Source organism: Acinetobacter minutum, assembly GCF_035916735.1.
GTDB lineage: Bacteria > Pseudomonadota > Gammaproteobacteria > Pseudomonadales > Moraxellaceae > Acinetobacter.
In genome coordinates this window covers 65,775-89,156 of record NZ_JAQIHG010000005.1, presented here as the reverse complement: position 1 = coordinate 89,156, position 23,382 = coordinate 65,775, and the positions used below count along the sequence as shown (strand labels likewise).

Below are 23,382 nucleotides of genomic sequence, written 5' to 3'. Positions count from 1 at the left end.
GAATTGGTTTATTGTTGTTGATTTTTCCATTTTTAAATGTCTGTGTGAAAATATTTTTTGAGGTTTTGGGTTGATTGGCTAATTTTCGGGAAACAATCCCGGTAAAGTTTAGTTAAATTAATACATGAGGGTGAGATAGAAACCGAAAAGATGAATATGCACCAGCACTGATCCCGTGTAGGTGTATTGACCCACAAGGTCTCGATTCGGCAGACAGGCCAATGATGTGATCCATCAGAATGCTGAAAGTTTTGTTTATCCAGCAAAACGGGTTGTAACGCAACCCCAATCTTCTATACACCCTTATAACTTTTGATTGGCAATTTATGATCTTTTGAGATCGAGAATCTGACCGTAAAACCGCTGTAGCAGTGCACATCCTGCAAGAATAAGAACACTCTTCTGGACTTCGGCTACTCACCATTTGAGTCAGCCTACCATCGCAATCGTTGCGAAACCTTATATAATCTTTTTCATTCTTTTTATGCCCAGAGAATGCTCATGGACAGCCAGGTTGAATGTCGTGAATGTTTGGTTTGCAAGAAACAGTTTCAGCGTGATCAGCTCATGCCAATTGAGGCGATTCGTGAGGTGATTGCAGAACGGATTATTCATGATTATCCCGAAGGTTCTCTGGACAGTTATATCTGTCAGTCGGATTTGGCCAAATACCGGATTCAGTACGTGCATGCCTTACTGAAGTCTGAAAAAGGTGAACTGACGGATCTGGAAAAAGAAGTTGTTGAAAGCATGCAAAAGCATGAGCTCATTACGAAAAATGCCGAATCAGAGTTTGATGAGCAGTGGAGTTTTGGCGAACGGTTGGCGGATAAAATCGCGACTTTTGGTGGAAGTTGGGCTTTTCTGATCTGTTTTGCTTTGTTTTTGCTGATCTGGATTGTGATCAATACCATGGTGATGAAAGTTCATCCCGCAGATCCATATCCATTTATCCTGCTCAATCTATTACTGTCCTGTCTTGCAGCCATTCAGGCACCGATCATCATGATGAGCCAAAACCGGCAGGAAGCCAAAGACCGTTTACGTTCCCAGTATGATTACCAGATTAACCTTAAAGCTGAGTTGGAAATTCGACACTTACATGAAAAAGTTGACCATCTGTTGTCACATCAATGGGAACGACTAGCGCAAATCCAGGAAATTCAACTCGATTTGTTGGAAGAGATGAGTAAAAAGCAAAATAAATAAAGAATACTATTTTCTTTATAGTGAAAATGTAATTTAAAATCAAAAATGTGGTGTTTGTGTTGATTTGAAGATGATTTTATTTATTCTTTAACGGATATATTTAAGAATTTACTGCTAGTTATAATCATCAAGATAAATAAAATTGGGAAAAGTCACGCCATTATAAAAAATGCTAAAAGATAAACGTCTTTCTAGAGAGCTATGTTAAATAAGATCAATAATGTAATCATTTAAATTGCTAATGAACGTGATTCTCTTGATTTAAAACACATAATTTTTCTGCCCGCTTACATTTAAAAAGACTGTAACAGCCGATGGGTGGGGAGTTGAATTTTTCCATGCTACTTATATGAGTGTCTGAACGATTCAGATCTTATGTGTTCCACTTGATGAGGTAGTGAAAATGATGAATTCAAATCAAAAGCAGCAAAAGCAAAATAACCAGCAGCAACAACAGAATGATCAGTTCAACCAGCAGAATCAACAGAACCAGAAAAATCAGCAGCCAGGGCGGCAACGTGACCAGGATAATGGTGGTATGGGTAATCAACAACAGCAGCAAAATGAAAACCGTCGTCAATCTGGCTCTAACCAGAAAAATACGCAACAAAATCAGCGTGATCAGTCAAATTCGCAAAATAACCAGCATAAATAAGTCCTGGTAAAAATTTTGTCTTAATTTCGACCTGAAGTTAAGGAGAATATCTGATGCTTCTCCTTAACTTCAAAACAAAAAATTTGGAGTTCATGATGAATAACATCAATACCAATAATCCAAGTCCGTCATATAACAATTCAGATTCTGAACAATATTGGCGTCAAAACTATGTCGATCGCCCATATTACAGCGATTTTCAAAAAGAAATTCCTGATCTGGATTATGACCGTGATCTATCTTCAGCCTATGCTTTAGGGAGCCGTGCTCGTGCAGAGTCAGGTCAGGATGCCCGTTTCGAAGATCAAGAGACAGGTTTACGTTCAAAATGGGAAGAGTTTAAGGCGGAATCTCGTTTAAAATGGGAACACGCCAAACATGCAGTAAAAGATGCATGGGACAGAATGTAGTTGCTATTTTGTTATTTCAACTTAAACATTTTATAACTTTATGATAAACCTAACTAATAATACGTAATAAATAATAGTTAAATGAGAATAGGTTTATTTACATGGATGTTTTTAAATTATTTATACATGACACTACTTGGCCTTTTATTCTGGAAATAATGGTTCGTAGCTGTGTCATGTATATTTTAATTTTGCTCTTTTTACGCATTTCTGGAAAAAGAGGAATTCGCCAGCTTTCTATTTTTGAGCTGGCGATTATTTTATGTCTGGGGTCGGCTGCGGGCGATCCTATGTTTACTGAAGACCTGCCGATTGTTCAGGCCTTTCTGGTCATTTTCACCATTCTGTTGCTGTACCGGTTTACCACCTGGAGCATGATGAAAAACCAGAAAATTGAGGAATTGCTGGAAGGAAAGCCCCTTTATATTGTGGAAGAGGGAGAGCTGGTCATTGATGATGTCGCAAAAGAAAAGTTTTCCCATGATGAATTCTTTGCTGAAATGCGTCAGTCCAACATTGAACATCTGGGGCAAGTCCGGGCGGCTCTACTGGAAACTGATGGTAGTCTGAGTGTTCTGTTTTACGCTGCTGAGACCACCAAATGGGGATTACCAATTTTTCCTAAGGCCTATGTCAAAGTTGAGCAATTTCATCCCTATACTTTTTATGCCTGCATGTTTTGTGGCTGTACACAAATTTATGAACAGATTCAGGGGCAACGTTGTCCACGCTGCAATCATACCAGTTGGGCGCAAGCGATTAGAGATGCACACTGGAGCTTGTAATGATTGATAATTTTCGGATGGCAACAACTTTTGACTTGAGATCAAAAAATAACAGTTGCCTCTGCAATTCAGCCTTTGATTCTGAATGGTTTACATTTTAAGTAGATACTTATGACCCTGATAGGCTCGGCTAAACACACGAAGTAAGATGTCGATTGTATGAGTCATCTATAAAATAGAATTATGCGGTTTGCCAGTTGCCATCCTAACCTTATAGGATAGCTGTTCAGGAGTGCTGCACTGTTGACAGCCCGTAGCCACCTTGCTAACGTCCACGCGCTTTTGAATTTTTAGGATTGAACTGTTAATGTCCGCCCGTTCTTCATTTGTCTACGCACCTCCGCAACACGCGCTTTGTACGATTTATGAAGATGATGATCTGATCGTGATTGATAAACCCGCTGGACTGTTGTCCGTGCCAGGGCGTTTACCAGAGCATCATGACAGTGCTTATGCGCGTATTCTGCGTGATCACCCTGAGGCCAAAGTTACCCACCGTTTGGATATGGCCACTTCAGGCTTGCTGATGTTTGCCAAACACCGTACCGCAGAGGTCGCGATCAGTAAAATGTTCCAGGCCCGAACAGTTGAGAAGCACTATATTGCATTGGTGCAAGGCCAGCTTGAAGGAGAGGGAAGTGTGGAAGTTCCCCTGATTACCGATTGGGAGAATCGTCCCCAACAGATCGTGCACTTTGAATTGGGTAAGTCCGCGAAAACGCTGTATCAGGTACTCGATTATAATGTTGAGCAGGACATCAGCCGGGTACTTTTAACGCCGATTACCGGACGTTCACACCAGCTCCGCGTGCACATGCAGTATATTGGCCATCCAATTACTGGCGATAAACTCTATCACCCGGAACCTACACGTAGTCCATTACAACGTTTGGCTCTACATGCCTGGGATCTGGTTTTTCAACATCCTCTGCAGGGAAATTTGCTGAAATTGCAGTCACCGTTGCCATTTTAAATTCATTCTCAATCGCTTATTTTCACTGATAGTATCAGTTTGTTGCATGTTGCTAATTGATCTCGCGCTGGGCACTCCTTATGCTGAATAGATGAGCAGAAAATAATCCGGATAACAACAAGCAACCGGGCTTGACCAACGCTAACGCCCAAAGGAGTCAAGAATGAATCACGAGCCAAAAGCTGCCCTGATTTTGGGTGTGTTGATCAGCCTCGGATTAATCACCATGGGCTGGATCTTGGGAAACAGTGCGCTGCGTTTCAAAGAATATGAGCGGGTGGTTTCGGTAAAAGGGCTTTCCGATCGGGAAGTGCGGGCAGATATTGCGGTTTGGCCGATCCGTTTCTCTGCGGCTAGTCAGGATTTAACAGAACTGTATGCCCTGATGGAAAGCCATGCCCGTGACGTGCAGCAATTTTTGCTGAATTCGGGTTTTAAACCCAGTGAAATTACGACCGCCGTGCCTGTCGTGACTGATAAATATGCACAGCAATATGGTGGAGAGGGTAATGTCGCATTACGTTATACCGCACATCAAACTGTCACGGTCTATACCCATCGTATTGATGCTGTTCGATCCGCGCAAAATGGTTTGGTAACGTTAGGTAAAAAAGGCATTGCCTTTGGCGGTGAAGAATACGGTCAGAAAACCGAGTATCTATTTACCCAGCTCAACAGCATTAAGCCCGCGATGATTGAAGAAGCAACACGTAAGGCACGTGAGGTGGCTGAAAAATTTGCTGCTGATTCCAACAGCCAACTGGGTAAAATTAAATCCGCCAATCAGGGGCAGTTCAGTATTGAAGATCGCGACAGCAATACCCCTTACCTGAAGAAAGTCCGGGTAGTTTCGACGGTCGACTATTATCTGTCCGACTAATCAGAGGCGTTGCAGATCATGATTTGTATTCATGACTCGGCTGAATCTTGCTTAATTGTGGGTACAGATTTAATCGATAAAAATAAACAGGAACCGGGCACACAATTGACATATAACTCTGCTAGTATCAGGACAAACAAAATTTAAAATTAGTAAACAACAACAAGGAATAGAGCAATGACACGTGACTATACCCAATATCCTGATGACGATAACGGCAACCTGCTTTGGGAAATGTACGAAGATGGTGATGACCTGAATGAGCCACATGAAATTGAATTTTCGATTGTTTTTAAAACGCTAGAGTTGGCAGAAAAATGTGCCCTGCATTTATTACAGCAGGAACAAAAGATTTCTCTATTTCAGGAAACCGAAGGCAGTCAGTTGTGGGTGCTGAATGCACATGTCAACATGATTCCTGAATATCAGGATATTCAGGACCTCGAAGAGTGGTTTACGCGCATCGCGACCGAGTTTCAAGGTGAATATGATGGTTGGGGCTGTATGACGTATCTCTATGATCTAGACGAAGAAGTAGAAGACTAAACACAACCTCTTCTCATCAAAAGCATGTTCATTTGAACATGCTTTTTTATTTCATTTTGTGGTTCACAGCAGAGGGATATACCAAAGCGCTACACAGCAAACGGTGGGCTGTCCTACACTACAACTGAAAACAATAATGAAAGGAAAAATGATGAATACGGTCAAATTACATCGTGTATTGGCTGCGCCTCCAGCACGAGTGTTTCAGGCTTTTGTTGATCCTGATGCTCTGGTGAAATGGATGGCACCGCATGGTTTTGTCGCCAAAGTCAGTCATCTTGATCTAAAAATTGGGGGTGGCTATCGCATGTCTTTTCGTAATTTTTCTACCGGCACGATTATCTCTTTTTCTGGCGTGTATCATGAGATTATTCCTCATCAGCGCTTATGCTATAGCGACCAGTTTGATGACTCAAGTCTCGCTGGAAGCATCCAGGTTACAGTGGATTTTAAAGAGGTTCCCATCGGAACAGCCCTTTATATTACTCAAAGTGGCATACCCGAGCAGATTCCCTTGGACGGCTGTTATCTGGGGTGGCAAGAATCCTTGCAGCTGCTACAGCTCTTGGTGACACCGGTTATTTCAGATACGTAACAAGATGGATGATCATGGATGAATATTGTGATTAAACGTGCTTATGTTGCTGCGGATGAATCTGATGGTCAACGTATCCTGGTAGATCGGCTATGGCCTAGAGGTGTGAGTAAGGCTGAGGCACATATTGATTTGTGGCCGAAGGAACTGACTCCATCGACAGCACTCAGGAAATGGTATGCGCATGATCCTGAACGCTGGGCTGAATTTAAGCAACGTTATAAGGCTGAATTGGCCTGTTATCCTGAGCTGATACAGCAGCTGCAACAGATGGCGCAAAAACAAAAGATCAGCCTGATTACCGCTGTTAAAAGTGAGCACTATAATCATGCGCTGGTGTTGAAACAGGTGATTGAAGCAGTTAAATAGACAGCGCTATTGACGTTCGGTCATAAAATTGGCTTAGTATGAAGACCTATAATAAACACACAACAATAAGGATGATCATGCAACGAGATCCGCAACAATTTCCTGCAGATGAAAATGGTGATGTGCTATGGCAGATGGCACTCGATGGCGATGACTTGACCGAAATCAGAGAAATTGACTTTACCCTGATTTTTCCCGATCAATCTCAGGCTGAGCAGAGTGCTTTGCATTTATTGCGTCAGGAACAGAAGGTTTCACTCTATCAGGAAGATGAAGAGGGCGATTTGCTGTGGGAAGTGGTGGTTCATATCACGATGCCACCGGACTATGCTGAGATTGTGGAAATTGAAACCTGGTTAAAGCAGGTGGCGCTACAGTTCTCCGGTCAATATGATGGCTGGGGCTGTATGGCTTGGGTAGATATTGAATCCTAAAAATAAAAAAAGAGTTGATGTGGCCTCTCACATCAACTCGAAGTGACCCGATTGTGCATCCTATTCAAATCCGTGAAAAATATAATTTTAGACTGTTGCGTCAGATCGGGTTTGATCTGCTTAAATCCCACTTATTAAAAACATCAAAATTTTAAAAAAATTATGAATAAACAATAGGTTAGATTTTTAATTTTTTGTTTTCTCAGTAAGAAATGGTTACGTTTTAAACCTTTTAATTCATAGCAAAATGCCTCAATGTGAACGTAAAACAAGATAGAACGTGACAAAACTGTCATATTCGATTAATTTTGTGCGGCTCAAAAAGGAAAAGGCAAAAGTTATGTCTTGGATGTTTATTGCTTTAGTCATGACAATTCTGCTCACTCCTGGACCGACCAATACCTTATTGGCCTCTTCTGGAATACAGGTGGGATTTCAAAAATCTTTACATCTGATTCCTGCAGAAGCACTAGGCTACTTGATCGCGATTAGTATCTGGGGGATTTTTGTGGATCGTGTGGCTGAAACTTTGCCCTTTTTACCCGCCCTGCTGAAATTACTGAGCGCAATGTATATTCTTTTTCTCGCTGTGAAGCTGTGGAAAAGTGCAGCGAATACCGACCTGAATAAAGTCACTATCATTGGGCCGCGTCAATTGTTCCTGGCTACGTTACTCAATCCCAAAGCTCTGTTATTTGCTTCAGCGGTTTTTCCGTTAGCGACTTGGAATAGTGTGCCTGTCTATATGCAGAATATGGTGGTATTTCTGCTGCTGTTGGTTCCCATTGCATTTTTCTGGGTCTTTATGGGGTATCTGTTGACCTCAAACAGGATCAGTTGGCTGAACCAGCGCAACCTGCAGCGTACTGCATCATTGATTCTGATCAGTTTTTCGGTTCCACTCAGCTATTCAGCGATGACCTCACTTTAATAACACAAGGCTGCATAAAAAATTGAGCGTTTTTCTTTAACGTTCAGTATGCCGTTTGGGAGATACTTGGCAGCCGCTGGACCGTCTCAGCATTAGCCGACCATGCCACGGCTCAAGTGCAATTTCTCAACAATTTCGTCCAGCTTTTTCAGCCGTTTAATCTCATCCCATAGGGCTTTGGCTTCCGGATAATGCTTGCTCATCATCCCCAGCCACTGCTTATAACGGCCGACCATCCCGATTTCAGTTTTGCTGGATCCACTCAAAAAGCGAATTTGCAATTCAATGAGATCAGTCCAGTGCAGTACTGGCTCATCAAGGTTTTGTCGGATACATTGGCTCAGGTCTGGGGTGGTGACAGCTCCCCGACCCAGCATCAGGTCTTCGCAACCTGAATCGCGTAAGCATTTCAAGGCATGCTGGTTGTTCCAGATTTCCCCGTTGGCGATTACATTGATGTTTAATGCTTCACGGATGGGTTGGATCTTTTCCCAATACGCCGGGGGAGTATAGCCATCTGCCTTTGTTCGGGCATGTACCGTCAGCCAGCTGGCACCTGCTGCCTGAATGGCATAGGCATTCTCCATCGTATGATTTTCGTCGAGGTAGCCCAAGCGCATTTTGGCTGAAACCGGAATATGCGCTGGAACGGCATCACGGACCGCTTTGACTAACAGGTGTACCACATCCGGTTCATCTAGCAGGATCGAACCACCGCGATGACGGTTGACGGTTTTTGCCGGACAACCAAAATTCAGGTCTATTGCGGGTGCACCCAGTTCGACTGCGCGGACGGCATTTGCTGCCAGCATTTCCGGGTTGTTACCTAGAAATTGTACGTGGACCGGAGTACCTGCTGCTGTCTTGCCTGCGGTTTTTAGTTCAGGGCAGTAGCTATAATAAATATGATCGGGCAATACGGTATCTGTAACCCGGATAAACTCGGTCACACACCAGTCAAAACTGCCGACATGCGTCAGCACGTCACGCATGATGGGATCGGTTAGACCTTCCATGGGTGCAAGGATGAGTTTCAAGACAGTTTGCCCTAGCGATCAAAAAACAGGGTTATACGTTTTTTTAACAGGGATGGCAAGTTCAGTATGGTGCTTTTAGTGAGGGATGGGAAAGTGGGCATTTCTACTTGGTGCTGACAGACTTTTTTCAGATAATGTCCGTGGTATTAAATAGGAATTTTTTGAATAAAAAATGATTTTAATACTTGCCTTAAAATCAAAGAATATAGGTTACAGATAGTTGTTCAATTACGTATTTTTTGATTTATAGTTCAAATGCCACATCGCGAAATAACCAGCAAACCAAATTCCTGGAATTAAAAGCAGTCCTAAACCGAATGCCAGTGTCAAGGAGAGAGCCAACGATGAAAGCAGAATTCCACAAAAAGATCCGAGGCAAACAATAATAGGATTAATTCTTTTATTCAGTAACCAGCCAATATTCATAGCAAATAATACTAGGATGGAAATCCAAACACTTAATGGAAAATAAAATTCTTCAAATAGTTGCTTGGATGTAAGCTCTGAAAGATGTGATAAGTTGGTGAGATGCTCAAAAAATATATAAATATTTCGTTTAGGTCCACCACCTGTTAAAGCTATATAAAAAAAGGGAAGTGTGGTTAACCAGGCAATCCAAGTAATTCCAACTTTTTTATTATCACTCATATTATTTTGCATTTTTATCTCATTTTATACGTTTAAACTTCAGATTATTAAGTATTACGTAAATTAATATAATACATGTTATGCGAAGTATTTTTAATTATTTATTTTAAATCAATTGGTTATAATTTTTTATTAATCAACCCAACCCGATTGGGCTTTTTTATGAATTGATTGCGTTTAATGATTGATAATTGATCAGTGTTCCACGGTCAATCTCTCACAAAATTAAAGAAAGCAAAATTAACGTCCCAAAATCATTTCCAGCACAAATTTGCTACCAATAAAGCCGATCGCCAACAGCATAAAGCCACTGAGGGTAAACCGGATGGCTTTTTGTCCACGCCAGCCTAAACGGTAATGACCAATCAACAGGATGCCGAAAACAAACCAGGACAGAATACTGAAGGTGGTTTTATGTGCCAGATGCTGGGCAAAGAAGTTATCAATGGTGAAAAAACCGAAGCCGAGTGCGATGGTCAGCAGGGCAAAACCGATCCCCAGCATGTCAAATAACAAGGATTCCATAGCCTGATAGGGGGGTAATAAATTGACCCAGAGGCGTTTTTGCTTTTTCTTTAACTCACGGTTTTGTACCCAAAGCAGAAGGGCATGCAAAGCAGCCATCAGCAAAATGGCATAGGCAGAAAGCGACAGCAGAATATGAATGTCCAGACTGAGTGAGTTTTCACTCATCAACTGGTTGGATTTACTCAGACCAAAGCCCAGAATCAGGCCTAGTGCAGCCACCGGAATACCGATCAGATTCAGTGCCATTACTGGGCGGTAATGACTGAACAATAGGCTGAGCAGCAACATCAGACCTGAGGTAAATGACATCAGGTTAAAAACGTCATAATTTACGCCCAACAGGGTGAGCATATCGCCAGATAAGATCAGGCCATGTAAAATGAGACCCAAACTTAACAGGATACTGATCAGTCCATGGTGGGGATGACGTTTTGACATCAGTTGCATTAACAAGTACCAAAATGCAGAGCTATAGGCAACAAGGGCCAAAACGAGATAAACCAAGGGGAGACTGATCATGTCAAACCTTTTGCGGGATGATGAAGATTCGTGATGTTAGAAGATATAAATTCTACGCGAACTAAAGTATCCTATAGCATCTTATGCATAAATTTTCTAATTGAAGAAAGATTTTTTTGCAACTAGCCATTTTAAGCGGATTTTGCAATGTTTGATACCTTAACAGAACGACTCACGCAGAGTTTAAGAAATGTTACTGGCTCAGGGCAGCTGACCGAAGATAATATTAAAGATACGTTACGTGAAGTACGTATGGCCCTTCTTGAGGCCGATGTGGCGTTACCTGTAACTCGTGAATTCATCGCGAAAGTTAAGGAACAGGCATTGGGCCAAGAAGTGATGAGTCAGCTTTCTCCAGGCCAGGCCTTTGTCAAGATCGTCTATGACGAATTGACCAAGATGATGGGCGAAGCCAACGAAACACTGGATCTTGCAGCTAAACCTCCTGTGGTGATCTTGTTAGCCGGTTTGCAGGGGGCGGGTAAAACCACTACTGCAGCGAAACTGGCCCGTTTCCTACAAGAGCGTCAGAAGAAAAAAGTAGCGATGGTGTCTGCCGACGTGTACCGTCCGGCAGCAATCAAGCAGCTACAGACCGTTGCGGGTGAAGTCGGCGCGATTTTCTTTGAATCCAGCGCGAATGAACAACCGATCACGATTGCCAATCGTGCCATTGAACAGGCCAAAATCCAGTTTGCCGATGTCCTGATTGTCGATACGGCAGGTCGTCTGCATGTCGATGAAGACATGATGGGCGAAATCAAGGAATTACACGCCGCGATCAAGCCAACCGAAACCCTGTTTGTGGTCGATGCCATGACCGGTCAGGATGCGGCCAATACCGCGAAAGCCTTTAATGATGCTTTACCACTGACAGGTGTGATCCTGACCAAAACCGATGGTGATGCGCGTGGTGGTGCGGCACTGTCTGTGCGTGCGATTACTGGCAAGCCAATCAAGTTCCTCGGTATGGGAGAAAAACTTGATGCCTTAGAGCCATTCCATCCGGAACGTGTGGCACAACGTATTCTCGGCATGGGTGACGTACTTTCTTTGGTCGAAGAAGTTGAACGTAAAATCGACAAAGAAAAAGCCGAAAAAATGGCGAAAAAATTGCAGAAAGGCGGCAGCTTCAATCTTGAAGACATGCTGATGCAATTTGAGCAAATGAAAAAAATGGGCGGTATGATGGGCTTCCTGGACAAACTTCCAGGCATGAGCAATTCCGGTATTCAGCAGGCACTTGAGCAGGCGAATCCAGAAAAGCAAGTGAAAAAAATGGAAGCGATTATCCAGTCGATGACGCCGAAAGAGCGCCGTAATCCGGACATCATCAACCCAAGCCGTAAAAAACGGATTGCAGCGGGTTGTGGTATGGATGTTTCGGAAATCAACAAACTGTTGAAACAGCACAGCCAGATGGCCAAGATGATGAAGAAATTTGCTAATCCATCAGGCATGAGCAAAATGATGCGTGGACTGGGCAATCTGCAGAAACAGTTTGGTGGTGGCGGTGCAGGAATGGGCCCATTGTTCGGTAATAACGAACCGAAAAAATAAGCTCAGTTCTCCCTCATAAAAAAGGCGTAATGTGCGCCTTTTTTTATGGGCTGAATTTAGCTGATTTCATTGAATTGTGGATGATGGCGCAAATAATGCTTTAAGCCATAGAGCAGTAAATCGGATTCAACCCGAGGTTGATACGGTTGCAGGAATTTGGCAAACAGTGCGGCATCACCGCCGGTGAGCACGAGCTGTTTCGGGGATTGCTGCATGATGTGTTCGATGGTGCTCAGCAGACCCAGCAAGATGCCATGATGCACGGCATCAATGGTATTTTGACCGGGACTAAGATCATCGAAAGCGCAATCCGGAATTTTAATACCTTTAGTGTTCTGAATCAGTGCATCACGCTGCAAGTACAGGTTGGGTAAAATATAACCGCCGAGATGCTGTAAACCCTGTACCAGATCAATGGTCAGGGCGGTGCCGCAGCCAATCACGCAAAATTCCTGATTCGGTTGAGCGACTGCTAATACCTGTAACCAGCGGTCAATCCCCAGTTGTTGTGGTTCCGCATAACCGCAGTGTAGGCCGGCATATTCGGCATGCACTTGGGCAAATACCACAGGAATATTCAGCTGGCTTAAAATTAGGCGAATGCGCTCGTTATTTTCACTGTCCAGAACTGAAGAGATGCCAACATTTTGTAAATGCTGGGTTTTAAAATGTTGGATCAGACCCAGCAGTAAATCAGCAGGGGATTGCAAATGCAGCTCTGCACCCTGCTCGATGACTTGCTGCTGTTCAGTAATCCAGTATTTGAGGCGAGTGTTGCCGATATCCAGCCATAAGTTTTTCATCTGTGTATCCATTCAGTTCAGGCTAGCCGGCGGAGGCGACCCTGATAAAACAGTTCAATTCCGTTTGTGGTTTCAAGTTGTACCGCACCATCATCCGCAATGCCACGGAAAATGCCGGTGCTGAGGCCGTGATGGTGTTCAAATTCTACGCTATCTCCCATAAAGCTGGCATGATGATTGAAACGTTGTGCCAGATTCGGGCAGCCATGATTAAACCATTGACCGGCCTGCTGAATCGCCAGATACAGTTCGGCAATCAGTTTTACCCGGTTGGGCTGCAACAGTCCAAGTTCAGTCAGTGAGCTGACTTGCTGATCCAGTTGATGCTCTGACATGGACGCAGTATTGACTCCGACACCAACAATCACCTGATGCGGTGACAGCGGTTCAATCAGGATGCCACCCCATTTGCCTTGTGGGCTGTACAGGTCATTTGGCCATTTCACTTGCAGGTTGAGGGGCTGCAGACTCGGCATTTGTAGAATATTTAAGGCAATTTCCAATGCCAGGCGTCCGTCTATGGGTGTTCCTAAGGACAGCAATGTGCTTAAATAAATATTCCCTTCCGGTGACACCCATTGTCGTTGTCGCTGTCCTCGTCCCTGAGTCTGCTGGACACTTGAGACGAGTACAGATGTGATTCCTTTTTGTGCAAACGCCCTTACATCATCATTGGTGGAGGTAGTGGTTTGTTTGAGTAATAAGACTTCAGGAAGCTGATGCTGCTCACTCAGTAATTGTCGAAGCTGGCGGGTCTCTAAATCCATTTGAATCTGAGAATAGTGGAAAATATTTATGGAGTTAATCATATATTTACTGATTGGTGCAATCGCTGGTTTTGCCGCAGGCTTGTTTGGCGTTGGTGGTGGCCTGATCATTGTCCCTATTCTGTATATCGTTTTTACCCAGTTGAATTACGATCCTTCCGTACTGATGCATATGGCCGTGGGGACTTCACTCGCGACGATTATCGTCACCTCGATCAGTTCAGTCTTGGCTCACCATAAACGTGGCGCTGTTATGTGGACGGTGTTTCGCAATCTGGCTCCTGGTCTGGTCATTGGTTCGTTTATTGGCGCAGGGATTGCCGACCGGATGGGTGGGCAACAGCTGCAGTTGGTCATTGGAACATTTGCCGTCTGGATGGCTTATCGGATGTTTAGTGGCGCCAAAGCGGCTGTAGACACGAGCCGTCATTTACCCTCTGCACCTATGCAAACCCTGGCGGGAGGTGGAATCGGCATTGCATCGGCGATTTTTGGTATTGGTGGCGGTAGCCTGACAGTGCCGTATCTGAACCGTCATGGCGTGGTTATGCAAAATGCCGTGGCCACTTCAGCAGCGTGCGGTTTGCCGATCGCGGTCGCTGGTGCAATTGGCTTCATGTGGTTTGGTTCCAATGAGCCAATTAACGTACCGAATGTGATTGGCTATGTGCATATTTATGCCTTTATCGGCATTAGCGTGATGAGCTTTATTACGGCGAAATTTGGCGCAAAAGTTGCACATGCTTTATCACCCGTCATGCTGAAAAGATGTTTCGCCGGTTTGCTGCTGACCGTGGGCAGCTATCTAGTTTATCAAGGTTTGACTCGATAATGAGGGTAGTGCTGGTGCGCAATGTGCCAGCACCTTGACCAAAAACACACAAAACTGATGTGACAAAGACATAGCTCACCCAGACTGAAATCCGCTACAACAGCTTTTCTCACGCTAATACTGAAAATAGTTCATAGCACATCGAATTGAGCGGAGTAGTGATGCAATTTCAAGACGTAGCAAGTCTGTCCGAACAGATTGCCCAGCAGATCAGTGAACAGATCATTCACGGTGAATTGCTGGAAGGCGAACGCATTCCTGAACTACGAATTGCGCAAGAGCTGAATGTCAGTCGGGGTTCGGTACGGGAAGCCTTGCTGCTCTTGGAGCGTACCCATCTGATCCAGATTTATCCGCGCCGCGGGGCGATGGTGTCGGAAATGTCACTGCAGCAGGTGCATCTGCTGTTTGACAGTAGTGCTCTGGTACTCGGTTATATGGTGCAAAGGTTGAGTGAGGGCTATAGTCCTGTGCATGTGCCAGATCTAGAGCAGCTTCGGCTGCAATTGCAGCAGTATGTGCAGGCCGGCCAAAGTGAATTTTTCTACGATGCGATTTTTCAGTATCTACAGCAGCAGGCTCAGCTGATTGACAATCCGTACATGACGCAGTTTTATCAGCAGTTGTTACCCTCCCTACGCCGTAGTTATTTTTTGACCCTGAACAGTGCACGGCGCGACTTACAGGTAGCATTTCAACTGTTCCAGCAGGTAATTGATGCAATTTTGATCCGAAAAACCGCTCAAGCCACTTTATTTATGCAGGATTTTTGCCGACACTTGCGTAACCTCGTGTTGGACTCCCTGACACGAATGAAACAAATTGAATTGGCTTGGGCGCGTTGTGCGCGCCAATGATCTGGACACTATGCGTTTAAGCAGTTTAAAACTTTCGGGCTTCAAATCCTTTGCGGACAGTACGACTTTACATTTCCGTGATAACCGGACCGCCGTCGTTGGCCCGAATGGTTGTGGTAAATCGAATGTCATTGATGCCATCCGTTGGGTGATGGGCGAATCCAGCGCACGGCAGCTGCGCGGTGGCAGCATGCAGGATGTCATTTTTACCGGGACAGCCAAACGCAAGCCGGTCGGTATGGCCAGTGTTGAACTGCGTTTTGAAAATACCTATGGCCAATTGGGGGGTGCCTATAATGCCTATACCGAGCTGGCAGTGCGCCGGCAGGTTAATCGGGATGGCAAGTCCGAATATTTTCTGAACGGGACACGCTGCCGCCGTCGTGATATTACCGACATTTTTTTGGGGACCGGTCTGGGGCCACGCTCTTATGCGATTATTGAGCAGGGCATGATTAACCGTCTGGTGGATGCCAAACCTGAAGAATTACGGGTATTTATTGAAGAGGCTGCTGGCGTATCGCGCTATCAGGCACGTCGCCGTGAAACCCTGCAGCATTTGGAACATACCACGCAGAATCTGGCGCGTCTGGAAGATATTGCCCAGGAACTGAAGTCGCAGCTGAAAACCCTGAAACGTCAGTCAGAAACCGCACTGCATTACAAACAGCTTGAGCAGCAGATTCGCAGCTTTAAAATTGAAATTCTGTCCTTTCAATGCACGCAGAGCCAGCGTTTACAGCAGGAATATACCCTGCAAATGACAGAAAGCGGTGAGCAGTTCAAACTGGTTCGTTCCGAACTGAATACCGTTGAGCATGACCTGGCCGCGACCAATGCGCTGTTTCAGCGTTTGATTCAGCAATCCACACCCTTACAAAGTGAGTGGCAGCAAGCCGAGAAAAAGCTGGCTGAACTGAAAATGAGTCTGGAGCAGAAACAGTCTTTGCTGCAGCAGAACACTGCAACGCTAGCACAACTGGAACAACAAAAAGCCCAAAGCAAAGAGCGGCGCCAACTGATTGATCTACAGCTTGAAACACTGCTACAGCAGCAGGAAGCATTGGCCGAGCAATTGCAAGATCAGGAACAGCAGCGTGAACAACGTGAACAGCAGCTGAAGATACTGAATGTGCAAAAGCAGCAGACAGTGCAGCAATTCGAGCAGATCAAGGCCCAGGTTGAAAAGTATCAGCAGCAGAAACTGCAGATGCAGGCTCAGATCGAACAGCTCAGTAAAAATATGCAGCGCTTGGAACAACAAAAGCAGACCTTACAACAGCAAAGCACCCAGCTCGAACAGCAATACCAGCCGGAAGAACTGCAGCAGTGGATGGATGAAAAGCTGCAGCTGACCCAGCAAGTGCAGCAACTCGAACAGACGCTACAGCAGGATAAGCAACAGTTAGAACAATTACAGGCAGACTATGCCCAGCAGAAAGCACGCTGTGCCGATCTGAAAGCTGCTGTTCAGGTACTGCAATCTGAACAGAAAAACCTGCAGCGTTTAGTGGTGAAGAGCAGTCCACAACAGCAACAGCAGGCCACACAATTGATACAGGTGCTGAAACTGCAAGAGGCAGCCCAACCGCATGCTGCGCTGATTGAAAAATTACTGGCACAATGGCTGGCGGCACAGGTGCTAGATATTGATATGCCTTTTCAGCCACAAGTCGCGCGCCAGTTAAAAACAGCCCTGACCGAACAAAGGCTGCAACTGGGGCATTTGGCCTGCTTGGCGGATTGGATTGCTGAACCTGCCCATTCACTGTGGCAGCAGATTGGGGTTGCAGACACTTTGCAAGACGCTTTGATCTGGCAAAATCAGCTACAGGCTGGCCAGTCCATTTTAACCTTGGATGGTTATCAGGTGGGGCCGGATTGGGTGATTGGCTTGCTTTATGATGAAAATAGTCAAGCTAGGCAGGGTGCTCTCAGCCACCGCATCCGCCTGCAGGAAATCGAGCAGGCTCTGACCGAGCAGCAACCGGAATGGCAACAGGCTGAGCAAAGCCTACTGGATTATGCTGAGAAAATTAAAGCAGCTCAGCAGACATTAACCACTCAGCAGGCCCGCTTGCAACAGCAACAGCAGGCTGTACAGCAGCTCGAAATGCAAATCGTGAAATGGCAGGCCAGTGCCGAAGCCTTTAGCGTGCAAAAACGTCAGCTGATCGAACAGTTGCAACAGTTGGATGTGCAGTACGAAGAAGATGCCATGCAACGTGATGATCTGGAGATTGATCTGCATGCAGTCGCTTTAAAATTGGAACAGCAACTGCCAGATTATAAAGCCCTGCAGTATCAGGTTGACGAGCTCAGTGAACAGGCTGAGTCCGAACAGAGAAATTACCAGCAACTGCAACAGAATGTCGAACTGCAGCGCCGTCAGCTCAGTCAGATCCAACAGCAGATTGAATTGCTGGAAAAAGACCAGTCTTTTCTGCACACCCAGCAACAACAGATTCTGCTGCAAATGGAGCAGGCGAAAAAATTTGTTGACCCGATTCAGCTGGAATTACCTACCTTGCAAGGTGAGTTTTCCGAGCAGTACCAGCAAACCGAAAAATTGCAAAAACACTGGAATGAATGGCAGCTTGAACTGAACAGCGTGCAGGAAAAACAGCAGCAGCTGACTGAACAGCGTCATCAATATCAGCAGCAGGATGAACAGCTGCGTGAAAAACTCGAACAGCAGCGTTTGGCTTGGCAAGCCAGCAAATCAGATCTGGCACATTATCGCGAACAGCTGCAGGCACTCGAAAGTGAAATTCTGCCAGACTGCAAGATTGATCTGACCCAGCATCAGCAACAACTGGAAAAAGCCCAGCAACAGTTCGCCAAACTCGGTGCGGTGAACTTGGCCGCATCGCAGGAATATGAAGAAGTTGCTCAGCGCTATGACGAGTTGAACCATCAGATTCAGGATTTGGAAAATACGGTTGAGCAGCTGAGACAGGCCATGAAAAGTATTGATCAGGAAACCCGTAAGCTGTTTATGTCGACGTTTGAGCAGGTGAATGCTGAACTACAACAGCTGTTTCCCAAAGTTTTTAATGGCGGAGAAGCCAACCTGACACTGGAAGATGACTGGCAATCCGGGGTAAAACTCATGGCCCGTCCTCCAGGCAAACGTAACAGTTCCCTGGCCTTACTGTCAGGTGGAGAAAAAGCATTGACTGCACTGGCTTTGGTGTTTGCTATTTTTCGGCTGAATCCGGCACCGTTCTGTGTACTGGATGAGGTGGATGCTCCACTGGATGATGCCAACGTACAACGGTTTTGTAATTTGGTAAAAGAACTTTCTGAACAGGTACAATTCATTTACATTACACATAATAAACTTGCAATGACGATGGCAACCGATTTATTGGGTGTTACCATGCCTGAACCGGGAACATCAAAATTAGTCACTGTAAATTTGGAACAGGCAAAAGAATACGGTTTAGTCGTGGAGGCATAAAAAAAATGGAAATCAACACCATCATTGGCATTGTGATCGCAGTGATCATCATTCTGCTGGGTCTGAGGATGATACTGAAAAAGCCGAATGATGCCGCCCCTTCGCTTGATTCTGAATTACACGTTGATCCTGACAGTAACCAGCCGGTGATTCCGCGTCATGTGCGTGATCAGCTGCCGGTTGCCGAGCAGCCGGAGAACCGCATTGAACCGGTACTCAGCACGACCAAACAACCAGAAGAAGCTGCTCCACCTGCTTCTGCTCAGGATGAAACGCCAGTTGCTCCGTCCTCTACAGCAACCGTCGAAGACCATACGCCAGAGACTGAACCTGCCAAAGCGGATGCTGTAGATCAAGAACCAGATGTAGCGGTGAAAAAAAGCGCGAGCGAAAAAGTTGAGCCGGAACTTAGCCTCAATCCCGAGTTGGAAACAGCACAAATCTCTGACTTTGATGGTGATAGCAGTATTCTGGATGTGCATTTGCATGAACAACAACGCCAGGATGATGAAAGCGCTTTGGCTAATGCCCAGTACATTATCGCGCTGAATGTCTATCCGAACCCACGTCGTGCTTTATCAGGTGATAAGACACTGAAAGTATTGATGAAATATGGCCTGCGTTATGGCGAGATGTCCTGTTTCCATCGTTATCTGGAAACGAATGAGCCAAGCCCGCTAATGTTCTCGGTCTTGCGTATTACTGATGAAGGCCCGGCTGGTTTTGATTTGGAAACCCTGTCGACCGAACAGGTTCAAGGTCTGGCGTTCTTTCTAGCGTTACCAAACCCGCATGCACAAACCGGTTTTGATATGATGGCCAGCATTGCCGGCCTGATCGCCCGTGAAATTGAGGGCAAGGTGTACGATGAGAATAACTTGGAATTCACGCCACAGCTGAAAGAACACTGGCGTCATCAAGTGATTGATTATCGACCAGCTCAGGAAAACGTTTAAACAGTTCACAGCATCTTCTTATATAATGCTGGGCAGTCAAATTGAGGGCGGATTATCCGCCCTTTTGTATGGGGAACACTATCATGACATCCGCTGTGGTCGCGCAAATGCGCCAACTGATTCAACTGATTGCCAAGCACAATCACGCTTACTATGTCATGGATCAGCCTGTTATTTCCGATCACGAATATGATGCCCTGTTTCAGCAGTTGAAAGCTCTGGAACAGCAATATCCAGCACTGATCCAAGCCGATACGCCAACGCATAAAGTTGGGGGTAAAGCGCTGTCGAAATTTGAAAGTGTGACCCATGCCGTACCGATGCTGTCATTGGGCAATGTCTTTAATCAGGATGAACTGTTTGCTTTTGCTCGCCGCGTAGAAGAACGGCTGCCTGGGCAAGAGGTGACTTATGATGTTGAGCTGAAACTCGATGGGCTGGCCATTTCCTTGTGGTATGAAAATGGTGTGCTGGTGCGTGGGGTAACCCGTGGTGACGGAGAAACCGGAGAAGACATTACCCAGAATGTCAAAACCATCCGTAACTTGCCGAAAGTGCTGACTTCGACTGACATCGAAATTCCGCGTTTACTGGAAGTACGTGGCGAAGTGTTAATGCCGAAGTCGGGTTTTGAAAGACTCAACGCCGAGCAGGAAGCCAAAGGAGAGAAGACCTTTGCCAATCCGCGTAATGCCGCTGCAGGCAGTTTGCGCCAGCTTGATCCTGCGATTGCTGCTGCGCGCCCATTGGCCTTTTATGCCTATGGCATTGCACAATGTGAACCTTCAAACGGTTTACAGTCCATGCATGAAAGTTTGCAGTGGCTATTCCAACTTGGCTTCGAGATTGCAGAGCGCCAGTTCCTGTGTCCTTCGATTGTTGAAGTGCAGCGGTTGTATGAGCAAATCCAGCAGGAACGGCCAAATCTGCAGGTTGAAATTGATGGTATGGTGATTAAGGTCGACAGCCTGAAACAACAGCAGCAGCTCGGTTACTTAAGCCGAGAGCCACGTTGGGCCACCGCCTACAAATTTCCGGCTGTTGCAGCCTTGACCATTGTTGAACAGATTGACTGGCAAGTTGGACGTACCGGTGTTTTAACACCAGTTGCACGTCTCAATCCAGTATTTGTCGGTGGGGTTACAGTGTCCAATGTGACCTTGCACAACATCGGTGAAATCCATCGTCTGGATGTGCGCGTGGGCGATACGGTCAGTGTTTACCGTACCGGTGACGTGATCCCCAAAGTGGAAAAAATTTGGCCAGAGTTCCGTCCAGATGATGCACAGGTGGTCCATTTGCCGGCTGAATGTCCAGTCTGTGCTTCTCCGGTGGTGATGCCTGAAGGTGAGGCACTGGCGCGCTGCTCCGGCGGTTTGTACTGTGCGGCACAGCGTATTGAAGCCATTCGCCATTTTGTATCGCGCAAGGCGTTGGATATTGAAGGGTTGGGTGATCGTTGGGTGGAATCATTACTCAACCTTAACCTGCTGAATAATGTTGCAGATATCTATCATTTGTATGAGCATCGCCAGACTTTGCTCGGCATCGAAAAGATGGGAGAGAAATCGGTTCAGAACTTGATCGATGCCATTGAGAACAGTAAAAAAACCACGCTGGCACGTTTTATCTATGCGCTCGGAATACGCGGTGTGGGGGAAACCACGGCACGCATGTTGGCGAATACCTTCCAGACCTTTGAAGCCTTACAGCAGGCGGATATTGATGCTTTGAAAAAAACCCCCGATGTGGGGGATATTACGGCGGAGTGGATTGTCGACTTCTTCCAGGCACCGCATAACCTGGAAGTGATTGAACGTCTGCTGGCTGCCGGGATTCATTGGGATGCGCCAACGGCACCGAGCCGCCAGCCCCTCAATGGTGAAAGCTGGGTACTGACCGGAACACTGGCGCTCATGACCCGGGATCAGGCAACGCAAATGCTACAGGCTTTAGGGGCACGTGTTAGTGGTAGTGTATCCAGTAAAACCAAATGTGTGGTCGCGGGTGAAAAGGCGGGATCCAAACTGGAAAAAGCTGAAAAACTGAATATTCCCGTACTCGATGAAAATCAGTTTATCGAGTTGATGAAAACTTATGGTCAAGAACTTTAATGTCATGCTTGTTAGCTGAATCTTACATAGTCGCTCCTCATTTTCGATGAGTAAATCAGGGTAGAGCGCACAAGCCTTGCTGATCTGTTGTTTCAGCTGGTCAAAATTGATAGCGCTTAAATCCGGACGTAGTAATTTTTTGGCATCAATTTTGATGTCCAGACCATGTAAACCGGCAATCGGAATGGGTAATGAGGCCAAGAGTTTCTCGGCTGTCGTGAGATCACGTCCGGTCACCGCAATCACCGGGGTAGTCTGTTCGATACAATGTCGTAAGAGCTGTAACGTTGCCGGTGGAATAAAACTGTGTTGCGGATTGTCCTGGAAAGCAGCCAAGGTGCCATCAAGGTCTAAAAACAGGCAATAGGTCTGAGTAGTAAAGTTTAGGGTGTCAATCAGATCGAGAGGATGAGAACAGTTTGGCGCTAAAAAAGTATCATCCAGCGGGCTAGCCATAAAATTGTCCTGATCATTTTCTAAAGCTGTTGATTTCTTTTAGCATTAGAAAATGTGCTCAGGTCAGAATTTAGTATTTTGCCTACACAATATTAACTAGCCTTACATAGTCGGTTCATATTCATAACATCCTGCTTGAGGAACTCGGGATGTGAGTGTCAGCTTTTTAAAATATGCTTGGAAAATGAAGGAATTAAAAATGATTGAATAGAAATTGGATCAGGTTAAGTTGTGTAACCGATTTAAAATTTACTTACATTTATATGGCGGCTACGACCGAATGCCATATTTCTTTGACATTCTTGATGGGTTTGTGTAACACGATGTCATCCTGATAAATTAACTACAAAAAAATCCTGAGTAAAATAATATGCAAAAACAAATAATTAAAAGCTTATCGCCGATCTAAATGCGTATGTTTCTCATTTTAATTTTATAAAAATCATAAACTTACATAATTTTAATTTTGCATTTGTGCTTGAACTTACTCATAATAAAGAGCAAAACAGTTTGGAGATGAGCTTATGCGTGGCAATCCAGAGGTCATAGACTATTTAAATATGTTGATCGGTGGCGAGCTGGCAGCCCGGGATCAATACCTGATTCACTCACGCCTGTATGAAGATTGGGGTCTCACTAAAATTTTTGAACGTATTGATCATGAGATGCAGGAAGAAGCTTCCCATGCTGATGCGATCATCCGCCGTGTGCTGTTTTTGGGGGGTACACCCAATATGCAGCGTGAAAACATTAAAGTCGGTACCGATGTCGTGAGCTGTTTGAATGCTGATTTGGCACTCGAATATCACGTGCGTGAAAAACTGGTCACCGGTATTCGCTTATGTGAAGAAAAAGGCGATTACATCAGTCGTGATATGCTGAAACAACAGTTGTCTGATACCGAAGAAGACCATACTTATTGGCTGGAAAAACAGTTGCGTCTCATTGAATTAATCGGCTTACAAAACTATATTCAGTCCCAGATTTAATCCAGTTTTTTGCAATTCAGGCCCAATCTTGTATTGGGCTTTTTTACGGCTGCGTTTTAGCAAAAA

23 protein-coding genes and 1 pseudogene are annotated in these 23,382 nt (G+C 45.2%); 18 read left to right on the top strand and 6 right to left on the bottom strand.

The window, feature by feature from the left end:
* Nucleotides 1-501: 501 nt before the first annotated feature.
* From PAE54_RS03910 to PAE54_RS03860, 11 genes are all read left to right on the top strand, one after another.
* The gene (locus PAE54_RS03910; protein WP_273777351.1) at nt 502-1,209 is read left to right on the top strand and encodes a DUF1003 domain-containing protein; all 708 of its coding nucleotides are present in this window, start codon (nt 502-504) and stop codon (nt 1,207-1,209) included.
* 403 nt (nt 1,210-1,612) lie between these two features.
* On the top strand, nt 1,613-1,864 hold the full coding sequence (locus PAE54_RS03905) for a hypothetical protein (protein ID WP_326518500.1): 252 nt from the start codon (nt 1,613-1,615) through the stop codon (nt 1,862-1,864).
* 92 nt (nt 1,865-1,956) lie between these two features.
* Nucleotides 1,957-2,274 (top strand): hypothetical protein, encoded by a 318-nt coding sequence (locus PAE54_RS03900; RefSeq protein WP_442784376.1) that lies wholly within the window; start codon nt 1,957-1,959, stop codon nt 2,272-2,274.
* 101 nt (nt 2,275-2,375) lie between these two features.
* Nucleotides 2,376-3,059, top strand: coding sequence for a DUF421 domain-containing protein (locus tag PAE54_RS03895; RefSeq protein WP_326518499.1), 684 nt, complete (start codon nt 2,376-2,378; stop codon nt 3,057-3,059).
* 307 nt (nt 3,060-3,366) lie between these two features.
* A complete protein-coding gene (locus PAE54_RS03890; protein ID WP_326518498.1) occupies nt 3,367-4,032 on the top strand; it encodes a pseudouridine synthase in 666 nt (221 codons plus the stop codon).
* A 163-nt stretch (nt 4,033-4,195) separates the two neighbouring features.
* On the top strand, nt 4,196-4,912 hold the full coding sequence (locus tag PAE54_RS03885) for an SIMPL domain-containing protein (protein WP_326518497.1): 717 nt from the start codon (nt 4,196-4,198) through the stop codon (nt 4,910-4,912).
* Nucleotides 4,913-5,089: 177 nt separating this feature from the next.
* A complete protein-coding gene (locus tag PAE54_RS03880) occupies nt 5,090-5,458 on the top strand; it encodes a ribonuclease E inhibitor RraB (RefSeq protein WP_326518496.1) in 369 nt (122 codons plus the stop codon).
* A 148-nt stretch (nt 5,459-5,606) separates the two neighbouring features.
* Entirely contained in the window at nt 5,607-6,053 is a 447-nt protein-coding gene (locus PAE54_RS03875; RefSeq protein ID WP_326518495.1) for an SRPBCC domain-containing protein, read from the top strand.
* Nucleotides 6,054-6,071: 18 nt separating this feature from the next.
* Nucleotides 6,072-6,422: a DUF488 domain-containing protein gene (locus tag PAE54_RS03870; RefSeq protein ID WP_326518494.1), complete on the top strand. Its 351-nt coding sequence runs from the start codon at nt 6,072-6,074 to the stop codon at nt 6,420-6,422.
* Between the two features lie 77 nt (nt 6,423-6,499).
* Nucleotides 6,500-6,856 carry a ribonuclease E inhibitor RraB gene (locus PAE54_RS03865; RefSeq protein WP_273777342.1) on the top strand — a complete coding sequence of 119 codons (357 nt, stop codon included), beginning with the start codon at nt 6,500-6,502 and terminating at the stop codon, nt 6,854-6,856.
* A 340-nt stretch (nt 6,857-7,196) separates the two neighbouring features.
* The gene (locus PAE54_RS03860; RefSeq protein WP_273777341.1) at nt 7,197-7,787 is read left to right on the top strand and encodes a LysE family translocator; all 591 of its coding nucleotides are present in this window, start codon (nt 7,197-7,199) and stop codon (nt 7,785-7,787) included.
* Between the two features lie 92 nt (nt 7,788-7,879).
* Here PAE54_RS03860 and PAE54_RS03855 read toward each other — a convergent pair whose 3' ends face one another.
* The 3 genes from PAE54_RS03855 to PAE54_RS03845 form a co-directional block, all read right to left on the bottom strand.
* On the bottom strand, nt 7,880-8,824 hold the full coding sequence (locus PAE54_RS03855) for a tRNA-dihydrouridine synthase (protein WP_326518493.1): 945 nt from the start codon (nt 8,822-8,824) through the stop codon (nt 7,880-7,882).
* 228 nt (nt 8,825-9,052) lie between these two features.
* Nucleotides 9,053-9,484, bottom strand: a complete 432-nt coding sequence (locus PAE54_RS03850) for a hypothetical protein (RefSeq protein WP_326518492.1) — start codon at nt 9,482-9,484, stop codon at nt 9,053-9,055.
* Nucleotides 9,485-9,712: 228 nt separating this feature from the next.
* Nucleotides 9,713-10,519, bottom strand: a complete 807-nt coding sequence (locus PAE54_RS03845) for a cytochrome C assembly family protein (protein ID WP_326518491.1) — start codon at nt 10,517-10,519, stop codon at nt 9,713-9,715.
* A 147-nt stretch (nt 10,520-10,666) separates the two neighbouring features.
* On the opposite strand from PAE54_RS03845, the gene ffh reads away from it, so the two are divergent.
* The gene (gene ffh, locus PAE54_RS03840) at nt 10,667-12,079 is read left to right on the top strand and encodes a signal recognition particle protein (RefSeq protein ID WP_273777337.1); all 1,413 of its coding nucleotides are present in this window, start codon (nt 10,667-10,669) and stop codon (nt 12,077-12,079) included.
* 56 nt (nt 12,080-12,135) lie between these two features.
* Here the strand turns inward: ffh and PAE54_RS03835 are convergent, their stop codons facing one another.
* On the bottom strand, nt 12,136-12,882 hold the full coding sequence (locus PAE54_RS03835) for a pantothenate kinase (RefSeq protein WP_326518490.1): 747 nt from the start codon (nt 12,880-12,882) through the stop codon (nt 12,136-12,138).
* Nucleotides 12,883-12,899: 17 nt separating this feature from the next.
* Nucleotides 12,900-13,649 (bottom strand): biotin--[acetyl-CoA-carboxylase] ligase, encoded by a 750-nt coding sequence (locus PAE54_RS03830; RefSeq protein ID WP_326518489.1) that lies wholly within the window; start codon nt 13,647-13,649, stop codon nt 12,900-12,902.
* A 28-nt stretch (nt 13,650-13,677) separates the two neighbouring features.
* On the opposite strand from PAE54_RS03830, the gene PAE54_RS03825 reads away from it, so the two are divergent.
* The 5 genes from PAE54_RS03825 (at nt 13,678) to ligA (ending at nt 21,871) form a co-directional block, all read left to right on the top strand.
* Nucleotides 13,678-14,481, top strand: a complete 804-nt coding sequence (locus PAE54_RS03825; RefSeq protein WP_273777334.1) for a sulfite exporter TauE/SafE family protein — start codon at nt 13,678-13,680, stop codon at nt 14,479-14,481.
* 161 nt (nt 14,482-14,642) lie between these two features.
* Nucleotides 14,643-15,338: a GntR family transcriptional regulator gene (locus PAE54_RS03820; RefSeq protein WP_326518488.1), complete on the top strand. Its 696-nt coding sequence runs from the start codon at nt 14,643-14,645 to the stop codon at nt 15,336-15,338.
* A gap of 10 nt (nt 15,339-15,348) precedes the next feature.
* Nucleotides 15,349-18,801: a chromosome segregation protein SMC gene (gene smc / locus PAE54_RS03815; protein WP_326518533.1), complete on the top strand. Its 3,453-nt coding sequence runs from the start codon at nt 15,349-15,351 to the stop codon at nt 18,799-18,801.
* Nucleotides 18,802-18,806: 5 nt separating this feature from the next.
* The gene (locus tag PAE54_RS03810) at nt 18,807-19,757 is read left to right on the top strand and encodes a cell division protein ZipA C-terminal FtsZ-binding domain-containing protein (protein ID WP_326518487.1); all 951 of its coding nucleotides are present in this window, start codon (nt 18,807-18,809) and stop codon (nt 19,755-19,757) included.
* Between the two features lie 83 nt (nt 19,758-19,840).
* Complete coding sequence (gene ligA, locus PAE54_RS03805; RefSeq protein WP_442784375.1) at nt 19,841-21,871, top strand: NAD-dependent DNA ligase LigA; 2,031 nt, start codon at nt 19,841-19,843, stop codon at nt 21,869-21,871.
* Between the two features lie 39 nt (nt 21,872-21,910).
* On the opposite strand, the pseudogene PAE54_RS03800 reads toward ligA, so the two are convergent.
* Nucleotides 21,911-22,327, bottom strand: a pseudogene (locus PAE54_RS03800) (trehalose-phosphatase); the annotation flags it as partial.
* A gap of 524 nt (nt 22,328-22,851) precedes the next feature.
* Here PAE54_RS03800 and ftn point away from each other — a divergent pair.
* Nucleotides 22,852-23,316: a heteropolymeric bacterioferritin subunit Ftn gene (gene ftn / locus PAE54_RS03795; RefSeq protein ID WP_326518486.1), complete on the top strand. Its 465-nt coding sequence runs from the start codon at nt 22,852-22,854 to the stop codon at nt 23,314-23,316.
* The last annotated feature ends 66 nt before the right edge of the window (nt 23,317-23,382 follow it).